This is a genomic window from Streptomyces sp. NPDC004752, from assembly GCF_053601275.1.
In genome coordinates, this window is record NZ_JBSGBN010000079.1 from 4,737 (window position 1) to 19,227 (window position 14,491).

Genomic DNA, 14,491 nt, shown 5'->3' on the forward strand with positions numbered 1-14,491 from the left:
GGGGGTGCGCGGGGGAGCGCCCAGCCGCGCGGTCCGACCACCCCCGGGGGGGGGTCTGGGCGGGGGGCGCGGGGCGGGCGCCGGGCCCCCGCGCCCGAGACCGTACCTGGATAATGATGCCGTGGCCGTAACAAGGATCCGTGAATACCGCACCCTCCGAGGCATGACCGTTCGGGAACTGGCCGAACACGCCGGTGTCTCCACCGGTCTGATCAGCCAGGTCGAACGTGGTGTGACCGACCCCAGCCTCGAAACGATGCGACGGATCGCCGAGGCCCTCGACGTCCCCCTGTTCAGTCTGTTCCAGGACGGTGACCAGCAGTCGGTCGCCGTCATCCGCCGCGACGACCGGTACCGGATCTCCTCACCCCATCACGCCATCACCTACACCCGCGCCTCACCGGGCGGGGCCAAACTGGAGGTCCTCGAAGGATCGCTCGAACCCGGTGCCGTCTCCTCGGACACGCTCCGATCACACCCGTCGGAGGAGTGCGTCATCGTCCTCACCGGCCGGCTCACCGTCCAGGTGGGAGACCAGACCCATGTACTGAAGTCCGGCGACAGCTGCCACTTCGACTCGAACATTCCCCACCGTTTTCTCAATGACGGCAGGGGCACCGTCCGCTTCATGCTCAGTGTCACGCCACCCAGCTACTGACCCCCAGCCCCGCCGCGACGACCGTATCCGCCGAGGCCGGGCGGCGCCCGCGGGCGGTGTGGTTCAGGCGGTGGCCTCGGGCTGTTCCGGGCCGAGGTAGGACACCGTCGTCTGTTCGGCGTGCGGAATGAGCAGGCCGTGCAGTTCCTCCGCCGCCGTCTTGAGGAGATGGCCGTCGCGGGTGGCGTGGAGGGTTTCGAGGACGAAGGCGACGTGGGTGGAGTCCTCGGTGACGCGGGTGCGGTGGGCGTCGCGATGGTTCCAGTGCCGGGTCAGGACGCCGGTGGTGTCGGCGTAGATGATCTCGCCGGACCGAGGGTTCTCGACGGTGTCGGGTTCGCCGAGCGGAGTGAAGGTCTCGTTGCCGTCGGCGTGCCGGATGTGGACGTCGCCCGTGACGTGGTCGAGGTCGAAGGCGCCGGCGGGCAGGCCGTGTCGGACGGAGACGACGTTGTAGGAGTCGACGGCCGGGTTGATGCGCGGCAGGGTGCCCTTCTTGGCGAGGCGGCGGCCGAGGGCGTCGACGCTGGGGCGGACACGGCGGGGGTTGGTGCCGAAGGAGCGATAGGCCGTGTGCCATGCCTCGATGCGGGGGTCGGCCTCGTCGGCGGGGCGCCAGGTGCCGTCGGCGAGTTGCTGTTCCAGGTCCTCCAGGGCGGCAGTGGTGTCGGGCCAGGGCCCCCGGCCGTGCAGACCGGCGGCGGTGACCAGGGCGATGAGGGTGTCGGGGAAGGCGGAGGCGACGGCGGGACTGAGGCGGAAGGCGGTCATGGGCGGTGTTCCGTTCGCGTGTGTGCCAGGAGCGGTCGGGGTCAGGACTTCCAGGGGCCGATGCGGTCCAGACGGCGCAGCTGCTGGCGTGCGGCGGGCACGTCCAGGCCCTGGCCGCGCACGCCGAGGTGGTCGGCGACGCCCGAGCGGTGCTCGACGGGCTTGTGGTCGTCGTACTTGAACTTGGCCAGCACCTCGATCACCTCCAACTTCAGGCCGCGGATGCCGGGCAGCATCCGACCGTAGGGCGGTTGGTCGACCGCGACGGGGGCGTGGTCGCCGTCGGGCTGGAAGTGCGCCAGCTGACGGCGCAGCAACTCGGCCTTGGCCTCCGGGTCATCGACGAGATGGGCGCGGCAGGCGAACTGGACGGCCGCGTAGTAACTGGTGGGCACGCCGTCGGTGGGCGGGATATCGGGCTTGGCGCGCCAGGGGCCGGGGATGAAGGCGTAGTCGCCGATGACGGTGAACGTGACGTTCGGGTCGTGCTCGATCGCCTTCCAGACCGGGTTGGGCCGGGCGAGATGGATCAGCAGCTGATCGCCGTCGGTGGTGAAGTGGGTGGGGACGACGGCGGGCGGCCGGCCGGGCAGGCCGTTGACACTGAGCTGGCCGAAGTCGTGGCCGTCGGCGATCCAGGTCTGCCATTCGGTGTCGTCCAGGGCGGCGTCCCAGGGCTGGATGAACATGCGGTTCTCCTTACGGGGTGCGGCGGTGCGGCGGTGCATTGGTGCGGCGGTGGGCGGTGTGGTGGTTCAGGTGACGGCGAGGGGGCCGACGGCGACGGTGGTGGTGCCCACGCCGACGAGCCGGTCCCGATGGATGCGCTCGGCGAGCACAGCGCGGGCGAGCAGGACCGTGCAGGCCAGGTGGAGGGCGGTGATCACCGCGACGACGGTGAGGTCCCCGCCCCGGGCGGCGAGCAGCAACAACGGGTTCGTCGGCGAGTCCAGCACACCGGCGGTGGCCGACAGCGTATACGCGGGCTTCTCGGGCCCGGGCCTGTGGTGCAGGATCCCGGCCGCGGCCCATGTGACAGCCGAGGAGACCGCATGGCCGACGACCGGTGGGGCGTAGGCGAGTGAGCTGCCAGAGGCCAGCGGCGGAGCGATCACGGTACGGTCCCTTACCATCTCAATAGAACGACCGGATAGTACAGTGGAACGACTATGGCTGCCAATCAAACGACCGCCCGGTGCATTCCAGTGGTCAGTTCAGAGGAAGGGTGATCGGATGGCCGAGACGGAGGCGGCCCTGCGGACGCTCGCGTGCAACGTCAGGGCGGCTCGGGCACGCGCGGGCCTGTCCCTCGACGAACTCGGCCGCCGCGCCAAGGTCAGCAAGGGTGCCCTGGTGGCGCTGGAGAAGGCCCAGGGCAACCCGAATTTCGCCACCCTGGTCCGGCTGGCCGACACTCTCGGTGTTTCGGTGTCCGCCCTGCTGGAAGGGCCGGCCGAAGGCCGCGTCCGCGTGGTGTCCGTCGGTGCGCTGATGCCGCTGTGGGCCGGGGAAGGGGGCAGCGAGGCCCGGCTCATGCTGACCACCTCCGGCCCCGCCCCGGTCGAGGTCTGGCGCTGGCGGCTGGAACCGGGTGAGGAATACCCCAGCCATCCCCATCAGGCCGGCGTCGTCGAAACCGTCAGTGTCACCTCGGGGCGGATGGTCTTGATCGTCGACGGGGCCGAGCATCCTGTGGAGGCCGGCCAGACCGCCACCTTCGACGGCGACGTCCCCCACACCTACCGCGGCTCCGGCGAAGAAACCTGCCACCTGATCATGACGGTCCATCTGCCGCCCGGCCCGGCCTCTACCACCTGACCTGATGTCCAGAATCTCGAAGCGGCGGTCCTTGCCCGGGAGCCCGACCGACCTCGATCGGGACGCCGACGTGCCGACCGTCGTCTTCGACCGCTCCGTCACTCGTCGCGCCAGGCAACCGTCGCCGTCGCCGTCTTCCAGGGGCCCTTCAGCTCCGTGGCTCCGCCCGTCGCCAGGTCGATGATCCCCACCTTGCCGTCACCCGTCACATACGAGACGGTGTTGGCCCCGGCGTGCGGGTTCCTGGTGACCTGCCCACCGGTGGGGCGGGAGAGCGGGCCGCCCTTGCCCACGGCGAGTGGCATCGACCGTCGCTTCACGGTGGCACCGGTCTTGGCGTCGATCGTGGTCACCAGGTAGTCGTAGGTTCCCGGATCGGGCGATGTGGGTGCGGCGCCGACGAGTTGGCAGGTGCCCGGGGTGAAGGCCCAGAAGGCTCCCCGGTCGGAAAGCCGGGTGGCGGTGAGGTCCTTGCCGGCCGTCTGCGGATTGTCGGCGTAGGTCCGGTAGCTCAGCGCTCCGGCGTTCACGAGAAGCGGCCGGCCCGGCCCTCGGCCCGAGTTCGCCACGGGTGACGGCGTGACCGAGATGGACTGCTCCGGGTGGAAGTCGAGCAGCACACGGTTTCGGCAGGCGCCGCCCGCGGTCCACCGGGCGAGCAACCTGGTCAGTTCGGGCTTCTTGGTGTCGATGCGGGCCACGATGGTCGTATCCGCTTCGGCGGCGCCGATCGACTCCGCGCTGTCCTCGCCCAGGCCGTCGAAGGCCAGCCGCTTGTTGTCGATCCACTGCGCGCAGGTGATGTCGGAAGCGGCCGCCGCATCGTGGTAGGTCGGTGCGGAGGCGAGGTTGTCGAGGTCTCTGTGTCCTTCGCGCCACTCGGACACGGGGCGGCCGGACACCATGCGTCCCGTGCCCGAGGCGTCGTAGACGAACACACCGCGCTCCACGGTGAACGCCACATGGCTGCCGTCGGGGGACCAGGTCGAGCAGCGCGAATCGTCGGGCATGCCGGGGTCGGTGGCGCGCTCCTCGCCGATGCCGCCCGCGCTGTGGGCCGCATGGGCCTGGCGGGAGCCGAGGTCCTTGACGTACATGATGCCGCGTGACACATAGGCGAGATGACGGCCGTCGGGAGAGAGCGAGACGGAGGTCGCGGGCAGGTTGGCGGCGGTGTCGCTGAGCAGGGTGCGCGCGGAGCCGTGGGTCACCTTCCACACCATGGCCGAGCCGTCCTTGGCCGTGCCCGCGACGAAGACCGTACCCGTCACCTTCGGTGCCGCGATGTCCGGCGGCTTCGGGCCTGTGGAACACGCGCTCAGCATCAGCAGGGTGACTGCGGCGGATGTGCCTGCCTGTATGAGTCTGACGGGGCGGGTCACGGTGGTCGGCTCCGATCGGCTTCTGCTCCGAGTGCGCTCTGCACACAGCGGACCGACTATATTCCGTGCCGGTCCGGCAGCAGCTTGCTCGTCGGAGGTCGTCAGGATGCTTGTTTCCCGCGGTGACCGGGGTACCCCTGAAGCAAGTGAAGGCCGGCCGGGGCCGGTTGGGCGCGGGGCGTACTACGAGATGGCCCGGAGCCGGCCGTGCGACGTGCGGCGAAGTTGGTCGATCGCCTGGGCCGTTCGGTCGTCTGCGGGGAGGAAGACGACCAACTGCTGTGCGTCCGTGGGAAGTTCGAGGATCTCGCGCAGCAGGTGGAGCTGGTGCCCTGCCGGGTGGTGGAGCCGGAGGACTCCGCGCCGCGGGACCGCGTGGCCGTGCAGACGGCGGGTGAAGTCGGGACCGGCCACGGGGGTGAGCTGTGCGGTGAGCCACTCGGAGCTCTCGACGGACGGCCCCCGCCACAGGTCGAAGGCGAGCTCGTCGGCGACGGCGTCCCAGTCGGCGAAGAACGTCCTGGCGCGGGCGTCGGTGAAGACATAACGGGTGAGGTTCGGGCCGTCGGTGTCGAGCAGCCCGGTTCCGCTGGTCAGGGACGCGTATCCGCTGGTGTGGGCGAGGACGTCGCCCAGCCGGTTGGTCACCATGGCGATGCCCGGTTCCAGGAGGTGGAGCAGTTGTCGGACGGACGGTCGCACCTCCCGGCGCGGTGGGGCGGGTCGGCTGTGGGCGGAGCACACGCCGCCAGTGATCTTCGCGAGGTAGCGCAGATGGTCGCGCTCGGACGGGTCGAGGCCGAATGCGTCGGCGAGCGCGTTCACCACCGCCACCGAGGGATTGCGGTCACGGCCCTGCTCGATGCGGGTCAGGTACTCGACGCTGATACCGGCCCGCGCGGCGAGGTCGACGCGACGCAGTCCGGGGGAGCGGCGGCGGCCGTGATCCGGCAGTCCCAGCGCCTGTGGCTGCGTGCTGTCGCGCCTGGCCCGGACGAAATCCCCCAATGGCGTGCCCATGAAGCGAGGATACGGCGCCGTCGACCGGTCGCGGAGAGCTGAGGGTGGCCCTGCGAGGGCCAGCCTGACCAGGGTCTGGTTGCGGCCACACCGAAGGCCCGACTGTGGTGGGCATGGACAGCACACACAAGTTGGTGATCATCGTCGGCAGTGTCCGCGAAGGGCGGTTCGGCCCGGTGGTGGCGGCCTGGGTCGCCGAACAGGCCCGTCTGCACGGCGGTTTCGACGTGGACGTCGTCGATCTCGCCGCATTCGACATCCCGTTGGCACTGCCCGCCGTATCGCCGAAGTACGCCGGCGCCGACTACCCCCGCCCCGCAGGCCTGGCGGGCCTGACGTCGGCACTGGCGGGTGCCGACGCGTTCATCCTGGTCACGCCGGAGTACAACCACAGCTATCCGGCGTCCCTGAAGGCGGCCATCGACTGGTACTTCACCCAGTGGACGGCCAAGCCCGTCGCGTTCGTCAGTTACGGCGGGGCGGCAGGCGGCCGGCATGCGGTGCTGCACCTGGAGAACGTACTGACCGAGCTGCACGCGGTGACCATCCGCGACGGTCTGGTCTTCCCGAACTACTTCACCGCGTGGCAGGACGGCCGTCCGCTCGACCCCGATGCCCCCGGATACGCCAAGACCCTGCTCGCCCGGCTGGCCTGGTGGGCGGGCGCACTCCGCTCGGCGCGCGCGTCCGCTCCCTATCCGGCGTGAGGCCTCCCGACATTCGGCGTGAGGCCGTCCCGACCCGGCGAGAAACCGTTCCGACCCGGCGTGAGGCCGTCTCGGCGCGATCCCATATGCGGCCAGAAAGCAGGTGATCCAATGATTCACCCCATAACAGAGAATAGTGTTATTAATTGACCATGAAGGGATTTTTACCGTCGAAACCGGGGACCGCTCCGCGATCTCTCCGCCGATCCGCTGCGTGACCAGTACCGACTCGCGGGCGTGGACGGCGGGTCCGGTATTCGGCGGGCGGACCGGCGTGACCAGCGCGGAGGCGAGCAAACCACGTCACCGCGCTCCTCGGGCACCGCCCCGGGGCCGCCACCGGAACCGGACCTGGGCACCGGTTCGGGTTCGGGACTGCGCTCCCTGCTGAACCTGGGCAGCGCCGCCGGGCAGGTGTTCGTCGCGCAGGTCGTCATCGTGGTGCTGCTGGTCGCGGCCGGGGTGATCGCCCTCGTGCTGCTCGCGCAGCAGTACAGCATGCGTGAGGCCCGGCAGAAGTCGGTGGCCGCCGCCGAGGCGTTCGCGAACTCGCCGGGCATGGTGGCGGCGCTGGACAGCCAGAACCCTACGGCGGTGCTCCAACCGCGCGCCGAGGCGGCCCGGAAACGGGCCGGTGTCGACTTCATCGTCGTCATGAACACACACGGGATCCGTTATACGCATCCCTTCCCGGGGGCGATCGGGAAGAAGTTCCCGGGGACCATCGGACCTTCGCTGGCGGGTCACGTCACCGTTGAACGATCACACGGAGGACCGCCGCTGGCCGGGGGCAGCGGCCCGGCCATCCAGGCGGTGGTCCCGGTGTTCCGGGCCAATGGCTCGGTCGCCGGCCTGGTGAGTGCCGGGGTCAAGGTCCAGAACGTGACGAGACTGGCCCAGCGGCAGCTGCCGATCGTCCTCGGCACCGGTGCGGTCGCGCTCGCCGCGTCGACGACCGGCACCGTGCTGGTCTCCCGGCGGCTGCGACGGCAGACGCATGGGTTGGGACCGTTGGAGATGACCCGGATGTACGAGCACCACAACGCGGTGCTGCACGCGGTCCGGGAGGGCGTGCTCATCATCGGAGCCGACGGACGGCTGCTGCTGGTCAACGACGAAGCGCGGCGGCTGCTCGATCTGCCGGCGGACGCGGAGCGGCGGCACATCGGGGACATAGGTCTGGACGGAAGGACGGCGCGGCTGCTGGCGTCGGGGGAGCCGGTCACGGATGAAGTGCAACTGGCCGGGGACCGGCTGCTCGCGGTGAACAAGCGACCCACCGCCCCGTTCGGCGGGCAGGCGGGCAGCGTGGTGACGCTGCGGGACACCACGGAGTTGGCGATCGTGTCGGGGCGGGTGGAAGAGGCACGGGGCCGGCTGAAGCTGCTGTACGACGCGGGGGTGCGGATCGGGACCACGCTGGACGTGGTCCGCACCGCGGAGGAACTGGCGGAGGTCGCGGTGCCGCGGTTCGCCGACGGCGTCGTCGTAGACCTTCTGGACGCGGTGGCACAGGGCCAGGAACCGGCACAGGAGCGCTGGCGGCAGATGCGGCGCACCGCGATCAGCGGCCGACTCGACGAGCTGCCCCTGTCCCCGGTGGGTGAGCTGATCACGTTTGTGCCGACGACACCGCAGGCGCGGGCGCTGGAGCTGGGGCGGGCCGAACTCACGGCCGATCTGCGGCAGACGAAGGGATGGCAGGCGCAGAACCCCGACCTGGCACGCAGGGCGCTGGAGCAGGGATGGCACTCCCTGGTCACGGTGCCGTTGCAGGCGAGGGGCGTGGTGCTGGGGCTGGCGACCTTCTGGCGTACGGCGGATTCGCCGGCCTATGGGGAGGAGGATCTGTCGTTCGCGGAGGAGTTGGCGGTGCGGGCGGCCACGTGTATCGACAATGCCCGGCGGTTCACGCGGGAGCATGCGATGGCCGTGATGCTGCAGCGCAGTCTGCTGCCGCGAGGGCTGCCGGAGCAGGACGCCCTGGACGTGGCGTGGCGGTATCTGCCCGCACAGGCGGGGGTCGGCGGGGACTGGTTCGATGTGTTCCCGCTCCCTGGGGCGCGGGTCGCGCTGGTGGTGGGCGACGTGGTCGGCCACGGTTTGCACGCGGCGGCGACCATGGGGAGGCTGCGTACCGCGGTGCGCAATCTGTCCGCCCTCGACCTGCCCCCCGACGAACTGCTGGGCTTCCTGGACGAGTTGGTGGCCCACATGGATGCCGACGAGGGGGGAGCGGAGGTCGATCAGGAGGTCACGGGGGCCACCTGCCTGTACGCGATCTACGACCCGGTGTCCGGATCATGCACCATCGCGCGCGCCGGGCACCTGGGCCCGGCTCTGATCCACCCGGACGGCACCGTCTCGTTCCCCGAGACCCCCGTCTCACCGCCGCTCGGTCTCGGCTGCCGTCTCCCGGTCGAAACCGGCACCCTGCACCTGCCGGAGGGAAGTCGGCTGGCCCTGTTCACCGACGGACTGATCGAAGACCGTCATCGAGACCTCGACACGGGCCTGCAACTCCTGCGAGACGCCCTCGCCCCTCCTCACCGCACCCCGGAACAGACCTGCCAGGCGGTCGTCGAGGCGCTGCTGCCCGAGCGCCCCCGAGACGATGTCGCCCTGCTCGTCGCCAGCACACGTATCCTGAACCCCGCCCAGGTCCGCCAATGGGACATTCCCTCCGACCCGGCCGTGGTCTCCCGTATCCGCTCCGACGTCACCCGCCAGCTGGACACCTGGGGCCTGCAACACCTCGCCTTCGCCACCGAATTGATCACCAGCGAGCTGGTCACCAACGCCATCCGGTACGGCACCCAGCCCATCCGGCTGCGCCTGCTGCACGACCGCAACCTCATCTGCGAGGTCGCCGACGGCTCCAGCACCTCCCCGCATCTGCGCCGGGCCGCCACCACCGACGAGGGCGGCCGCGGCCTCTTCCTGATCGCCCAGTTCGCCCAGCGCTGGGGAACCCGCCACACCCCCCAAGGCAAGATCATCTGGGCCGAACAGTCCATCGACGACGCCACGGCGCCCGGCTCCGACCTGGCCGGCGCCCTCCTTGACCAATGGGATGAATGAACAACCCCGAGGGTGCTGAGGCCGCGTGCCCGGTCAGCGGCGGATGAGGCCGAGGTCGGTGGCGGCGGCGACGGCGGCGGTGCGTGAGTCGACGTCGAGTTTTGTGTAGATGCGGGTGAGGTGGGACTTGACGGTGCCCTCGGTGAGGTGGAGGCGGCGGCCGATGGCCTGGTTGGACAGGCCGTCGGCGACCAGTGCGAGGACCTCGGTCTCGCGCCGGGTCAGGACGGCACCAGGCGTGCGAAGCCGGTTCATGAGCCGCTCGGCGACCGTGGGGGCCAGGGTGGTGCGGCCGGCGGCGGCGGTGCGCACGGCGGCGGCCAGGTCCTCGGGAGGGGCGTCCTTGAGGAGATATCCGGTGGCGCCGGCTTCGATGGCGGGCAGGGTGTCCGCGTCGGAGTCGTACGTGGTGACCACCAGAACACGGGGAGCGCCCGGTCGGGCGGTGATCCGAGCGGTGGCCTCGGCGCCCCCCATGCCCTTGCCGAACTGCAGGTCCATGAGCACGACGTCGATGTCGCCCTCGGCGGCGCGGACCACGGCGTCCTCGGCCGTGGCGGCTTCGGCCACGATGACGAGGCCGGGTTCGGTCTCCAGGACGGCGCGCAGCCCGGCGCGCACCACGGGATGGTCGTCGGCCAGCAGGAGACGGATGGGAGTGTCGGTCACGGGCGGGCCTCGGGCTCGGCTTCGGCGGCTGGGGCGAACGGCAGCCGGGCGGCCAGGGCGGTGCCATGGCCGGGGGCGGATTCGATGGTCAGGGTGCCGCCGAGCGCATGCATACGGGCGCGCATGGCCGCCAGGCCGAAGCCACCGCTGTGCGGGTCGGGGGCGGGCACCTGCTCGGGGTCAAAGCCCGTACCGTCGTCCACGACGGCCAGGGTGATGTGGTCGGCGAGGTAGCTGAGGGTGACCTCGGCGGTGCCGGCGTTCGCGTGGCGGACGGTGTTCGCCAGGGCGGACTGGGCGATGCGCAGCAGGGCGACCTCGTGCGCGGTCGGCAGCGGGGCCGGGGCGCCGACGAGGTGGACGCGTGCGGTGAGCCGGTGGCGGGCGCCGATGGTGGCGCACAGGCGTTCCAGCGCACCGGCCAGGGTGATGCCGTCCAGGGCGGGTGGGGTGAGGGCGGCGACGAAGCGACGGGCCTCGTCGAGATTGTCCACGGCGGCCTGGCGGGCCGCCTGCACATGGCGGGCGGCGGCATCGGGCTGGTCGGGCAGGGCGCGTTCGGCGGCCCGCAGCAGCAGTTGGATGCTGGACAGGCCCTGGGCGAGGGTGTCGTGGATCTCCCGGGCCAGCCGCTCACGTTCGGCCAGCACCCCGGCGGTGTGCTGCGCCTGAGCCAGATCGGCGCGGGTGGCGGTCAGCTCCTCGATCAGTCGCCTGCGGTGTTCGCTCTCCCGGTACAGGGCCTGGTACCCCCACACCACCGCGACCGCGACGGCGGCGCCCAGGGCGGGGCCGATCGCCATCGCGATACTGAAGGAGCCCTGATGGGCGGCGAAGGCGGTGCTCGCGGCCAGCGCGGTCGCGGCCACGGCGGTGAGTCCGGCGCGGCGGGGCAGCAGATGGAGCTGGAGGAAGTACAGCGGGAAGGCCACCCACACCCCGTCGGGGGACAGGGCCAGCAGCGCCAGCCACCCGGCGCCCACGACGGCCAGCCACCCGGCGGCGGCCCGCCGGGAGAGGCGGATACGGGGCAGGAGCGGCCCGACCACATATACCGCAGCGCACGCCGCCGCCACGGCGATGATCCACCCGGCGTGCGGCCGTCCGTCGGCCAGGGCGCGGGCGCCGACCAGCACGAGCAGGCCGATGACCAGCAGGTGCAGGCACCAGGCCAGGGCGCGGCTGGTCGGGGTCAGGGCAGGGGCAGCAGTGTTCACAGTCCTCCCAACCTAAAGGAAACAGTCCACACGTTGCCTCCATCGAAAGTGAGAACCCACGGGTCGCCTTTCGATCCGCGAAGTGCGGTCCCCTGCCAGAGGCCCGACCGGGGGGTGGGCGGCGATGGTGGAGGCATACCGAGTCCACCACCGGAAAGGGCAGACCAAGGCCGTGTTCGTCGCCTGGAGAGATCTGAAGTTCGCCAAGGGGCGCTTCGCCCTGATGGGCACCGTCATCGTGCTGATCACCCTGCTGGTCGGCCTGCTGTCCGGGCTGACCGCCGGGCTTGGCCGGCAGAACATCTCCGCGATCACCGGCCTGCCCGCCGGCAAGATCGCCTTCAACGCTCCCGGGGACGGGCAGAAGCTGTCGTACGCCGACTCCACCGTCACCGAACGGCAGTGGCGGCAGTGGGCCCAGGCGCCCGGCGTCACCCGGGCCGAGCCGCTGGGCATCACCACCACCAAGGCCACCGCGGACGGCACGAGCGCCGCCGTCTCCGCCTTCGGCGTCCGGCCCGGATCCCCCCTCGCTCCGGACAGCGGCAAGATCAAGGAGCACACGGTGGTGGTGTCGACCACGGCCGCCGACGACCTCGGTCTGCGGCCCGGTGACAGCCTCACCCTGGCCGGGCAGCGGCTGACGGTGGCCGCCGTGCGGGGCGATGCCTCCTTCAGCCACACCCCGGTCATCTGGACCAGCCTCGACGTCTGGCAGAAGACCGCGCCCCCCACCGGCGGCGGCGGCCCGACCGCGAGTGTGATCGCCCTGAACACCACCTCCGGCATCGACATGCCGGCGGCCGACCGGGCCGCGGGCACGAAAACGGTCTCCCGGGACGACTCGCTGTCCGCGATCGGTTCCTACACCTCCGAGAACGGCTCTCTGCAGTTGATGCGCGGCTTTCTGTTCGCCATCTCCGCCCTGGTCATCGGTGCCTTCTTCAGCGTGTGGACGATCCAGCGCAGCGGCGACGTGGCCGTGCTGAAGGCCCTCGGTGCCTCCACCGCCCATCTGCTGAAGGACGCCCTCGGCCAGGCCGTCGTCCTGCTCACCGGCGGAACCCTGATCGGCACCGGCATCGCCGTCGGCATCGGCGCCATGGCCGGATCGGCCGTGCCCTTCGTCCTCACCCCCGCCACGGTCCTCGTCCCGGCCTCGGTGATGATCCTGCTCGGCGTGCTCGGGGCCGCCCTGTCCATCGGCCGCATCACCTCCGTCGACCCGCTGACCGCCCTGGGGAGCACCCGATGAGCCTGAACCTGACCGACATCACCCTCACCTATCCCGACGGAGACTCCCGACTGACCGCCCTCGACCACATCACCCTGGACGTACCCCGGGGCAGCCTGACCGCCGTGATCGGTCCGTCCGGCTCCGGCAAATCCAGCCTGCTGGCCGTCGCCGCCACTCTCATCACCCCCGACGCCGGCACCGTCACCATCGACGGCACCCCCACCCTCGGCATGACCCGCGGTGAACTCACCGACCTGCGCCGCCACAAGATCGGCATCGTCTTCCAACAGCCCAACCTGCTGCCCTCCCTCACCGCGCTCGAACAACTCCAGGTCATGGCCCATATCGACGGCCGCCCGCCGGCCAAGGCCCGCGACCGGGCCAGGGAACTGCTCGACGCCGTCGGTCTCGGGAACCACACGCACCGCCGCCCGCACCAGCTCTCCGGCGGCCAGCGCCAGCGCGTCAACATCGCCCGCGCGCTGATGAACGACCCCACCGTCCTCCTGGTCGACGAGCCCACCAGTGCGCTCGATCACGAACGCGGAGCCGCCGTCGTCGAGCTGATCACCCGCCTCACCCACCAACGGGCCACGGCCACCGTCCTGGTCACCCACGACCGCGCCCATCTCACCGCTGTCGACCAGATCGCCGAAGTCCACGACGGACGACTCGACCTGCCGACACCAGCCTGTTGAACTCACCGCCCCGGGGCATCGGACGGCGTCCGACAGGACGTTTCGATGCGGCGGGCCGAGTTCTCCCGGGGGAGCGGCGCCGGTCGGCGCCGCTCCCCTCTACGCGCTCTCCCGCGCCATCACCGCAGGGTCGTACAGCACATGCTGCGGCGGTTCGGCCTCCGGATTCTCCAGCCGCTGCAGCAGCAGCCGTCCGATGCCCTGCCCCTGCTCCCGTGGTCGCACCGACACGGTGGTGAGGGAGGGGGATATGAGGGAGGCGGCCTCGATGTCGTCGAAACCCATCACCGCCACATCCGTCGGGACCCGCAGGCCGCGGACACGTGCCGTGTCCAGGGCGCCGATGGCGACCATGTCGTTGGTGCAGATGACGGCTTGAGGGGGCGGTGAAAGATCGAGCAGCCGCGCCATGGCCTCGGTGCCGCCCTCGCGGGTGAAACCGGTACGCGCCACATATGCGTTGCGGAAGCGAATGTGTGCGGCCGTCAACGCTTTGCGGTATCCCGTGACGCGGTCCGCGGGCGGGCCCTCCCGTTCGGGGCCGGTGATGAAGCCGATCCGGCGGTGCCCGCGGTCGAGCAGATGCCGGGTGGCGAGTTCACCCGCCGTGATGTCGTCGGTGGAGAGCACGTCGATACCCGGGCCCGGAGTGCCCACACCCACCAGCACCACCGGGATGCCGCTGGTCAACACCGGAGCCACAGCGCGAGCATGGTTGAAGTACCCGGCGAAACCGATGCCGTCGACGCGTCGGGTGACCATCTGCTTGAGGGCGGCCTGCTCGTTCTTCGGGTCGCCGTCGGTGTTGCACACGATTACTTGGTACCCGGCGGCGGCGCCGACGTCCTGGAGCCCGCGGGCGAGCGACGTGTAGAAGGGGTTGGTGATGTCCGGAATGATCAGCGCAAGCGTGTGTGAACGACGCGTACGCAAACTCCGGGCCACCTGGTTGGGCTCGTAGCCCAGCTCGCGCACGATGTCCAGGACATGTTCGCGGGTCTTCTGCGCCACATGCCGACGACCTGAGAGGACATGCGAGACGGTCGTGATACTGACGCCGGCCCGCTGGGCCACGTCGGTGATACTCACAGGCCCGCGAGCGCCGGACTCGGACACCGTACCTCCGTCTACCTCGGCATCGGAGGGTACCCCAACAGCTTCCGCACGGCTATTGACTGCTTCCTGAACGCCGTGGCACCGTCGTGTGTCATCCAGATGCAAAACCTTTTGCAC

General features: G+C 70.7%; 13 protein-coding genes and 1 pseudogene. 6 read left to right on the forward strand and 8 right to left on the reverse strand.

The genetic code is table 11. The features are described from left to right. The first annotated feature begins 121 nt into the window (after nucleotides 1-121). Nucleotides 122-658 (forward strand): helix-turn-helix domain-containing protein, encoded by a 537-nt coding sequence (locus ACWEKM_RS28750; RefSeq protein ID WP_451624157.1) that lies wholly within the window; start codon nucleotides 122-124, stop codon nucleotides 656-658. 63 nt (nucleotides 659-721) lie between these two features. Here ACWEKM_RS28750 and ACWEKM_RS28755 read toward each other — a convergent pair whose 3' ends face one another. The 3 genes and pseudogenes from ACWEKM_RS28755 to ACWEKM_RS28765 all read right to left on the reverse strand — a co-directional run. After that, nucleotides 722-1,429, reverse strand: coding sequence for a B3/B4 domain-containing protein (locus ACWEKM_RS28755; RefSeq protein WP_451624158.1), 708 nt, complete (start codon nucleotides 1,427-1,429; stop codon nucleotides 722-724). 41 nt (nucleotides 1,430-1,470) lie between these two features. Next, nucleotides 1,471-2,118 (reverse strand): FMN-binding negative transcriptional regulator, encoded by a 648-nt coding sequence (locus ACWEKM_RS28760; protein ID WP_451624159.1) that lies wholly within the window; start codon nucleotides 2,116-2,118, stop codon nucleotides 1,471-1,473. A 66-nt stretch (nucleotides 2,119-2,184) separates the two neighbouring features. Continuing rightward, nucleotides 2,185-2,502, reverse strand: a pseudogene (locus ACWEKM_RS28765) (EamA family transporter); the annotation flags it as partial. A 160-nt stretch (nucleotides 2,503-2,662) separates the two neighbouring features. Here ACWEKM_RS28765 and ACWEKM_RS28770 point away from each other — a divergent pair. Then, entirely contained in the window at nucleotides 2,663-3,247 is a 585-nt protein-coding gene (locus ACWEKM_RS28770) for a helix-turn-helix domain-containing protein (RefSeq protein ID WP_451624160.1), read from the forward strand. Nucleotides 3,248-3,345: 98 nt separating this feature from the next. On the opposite strand, the gene ACWEKM_RS28775 is transcribed toward ACWEKM_RS28770, so the two are convergent. Together ACWEKM_RS28775 and ACWEKM_RS28780 are read right to left on the reverse strand one after the other, a co-directional pair. After that, complete coding sequence (locus ACWEKM_RS28775) at nucleotides 3,346-4,629, reverse strand: TolB family protein (RefSeq protein ID WP_451624161.1); 1,284 nt, start codon at nucleotides 4,627-4,629, stop codon at nucleotides 3,346-3,348. 183 nt (nucleotides 4,630-4,812) lie between these two features. Beyond that, entirely contained in the window at nucleotides 4,813-5,649 is an 837-nt protein-coding gene (locus tag ACWEKM_RS28780; protein ID WP_451624162.1) for a helix-turn-helix domain-containing protein, read from the reverse strand. Nucleotides 5,650-5,762: 113 nt separating this feature from the next. Here ACWEKM_RS28780 and ACWEKM_RS28785 point away from each other — a divergent pair, with 113 nt between their 5' ends. Continuing rightward, the gene (locus tag ACWEKM_RS28785; protein WP_451624163.1) at nucleotides 5,763-6,356 is read left to right on the forward strand and encodes an NADPH-dependent FMN reductase; all 594 of its coding nucleotides are present in this window, start codon (nucleotides 5,763-5,765) and stop codon (nucleotides 6,354-6,356) included. A gap of 384 nt (nucleotides 6,357-6,740) precedes the next feature. Beyond that, a complete protein-coding gene (locus ACWEKM_RS28790; protein ID WP_451624189.1) occupies nucleotides 6,741-9,437 on the forward strand; it encodes a SpoIIE family protein phosphatase in 2,697 nt (898 codons plus the stop codon). Nucleotides 9,438-9,470: 33 nt separating this feature from the next. Here the strand turns inward: ACWEKM_RS28790 and ACWEKM_RS28795 are convergent, their stop codons facing one another. Both ACWEKM_RS28795 and ACWEKM_RS28800 read right to left on the reverse strand, forming a co-directional pair. Beyond that, the gene (locus tag ACWEKM_RS28795) at nucleotides 9,471-10,106 is read right to left on the reverse strand and encodes a response regulator (RefSeq protein ID WP_451624164.1); all 636 of its coding nucleotides are present in this window, start codon (nucleotides 10,104-10,106) and stop codon (nucleotides 9,471-9,473) included. Further along, on the reverse strand, nucleotides 10,103-11,323 hold the full coding sequence (locus ACWEKM_RS28800; protein ID WP_451624165.1) for a sensor histidine kinase: 1,221 nt from the start codon (nucleotides 11,321-11,323) through the stop codon (nucleotides 10,103-10,105). Before ACWEKM_RS28800 ends, ACWEKM_RS28795 begins: the two co-directional genes overlap by 4 nt. A gap of 172 nt (nucleotides 11,324-11,495) precedes the next feature. On the opposite strand from ACWEKM_RS28800, the gene ACWEKM_RS28805 reads away from it, so the two are divergent. Both ACWEKM_RS28805 and ACWEKM_RS28810 read left to right on the forward strand, forming a co-directional pair. Further along, a complete protein-coding gene (locus ACWEKM_RS28805; RefSeq protein ID WP_451624190.1) occupies nucleotides 11,496-12,578 on the forward strand; it encodes an ABC transporter permease in 1,083 nt (360 codons plus the stop codon). Further along, nucleotides 12,575-13,258: an ABC transporter ATP-binding protein gene (locus tag ACWEKM_RS28810; RefSeq protein ID WP_451624166.1), complete on the forward strand. Its 684-nt coding sequence runs from the start codon at nucleotides 12,575-12,577 to the stop codon at nucleotides 13,256-13,258. The genes ACWEKM_RS28805 and ACWEKM_RS28810 overlap by 4 nt, the downstream gene beginning before the upstream one ends. A gap of 99 nt (nucleotides 13,259-13,357) precedes the next feature. Here ACWEKM_RS28810 and ACWEKM_RS28815 read toward each other — a convergent pair whose 3' ends face one another. Continuing rightward, nucleotides 13,358-14,491, reverse strand: coding sequence for a LacI family DNA-binding transcriptional regulator (locus tag ACWEKM_RS28815; RefSeq protein ID WP_451624167.1), 1,134 nt, complete (start codon nucleotides 14,489-14,491; stop codon nucleotides 13,358-13,360).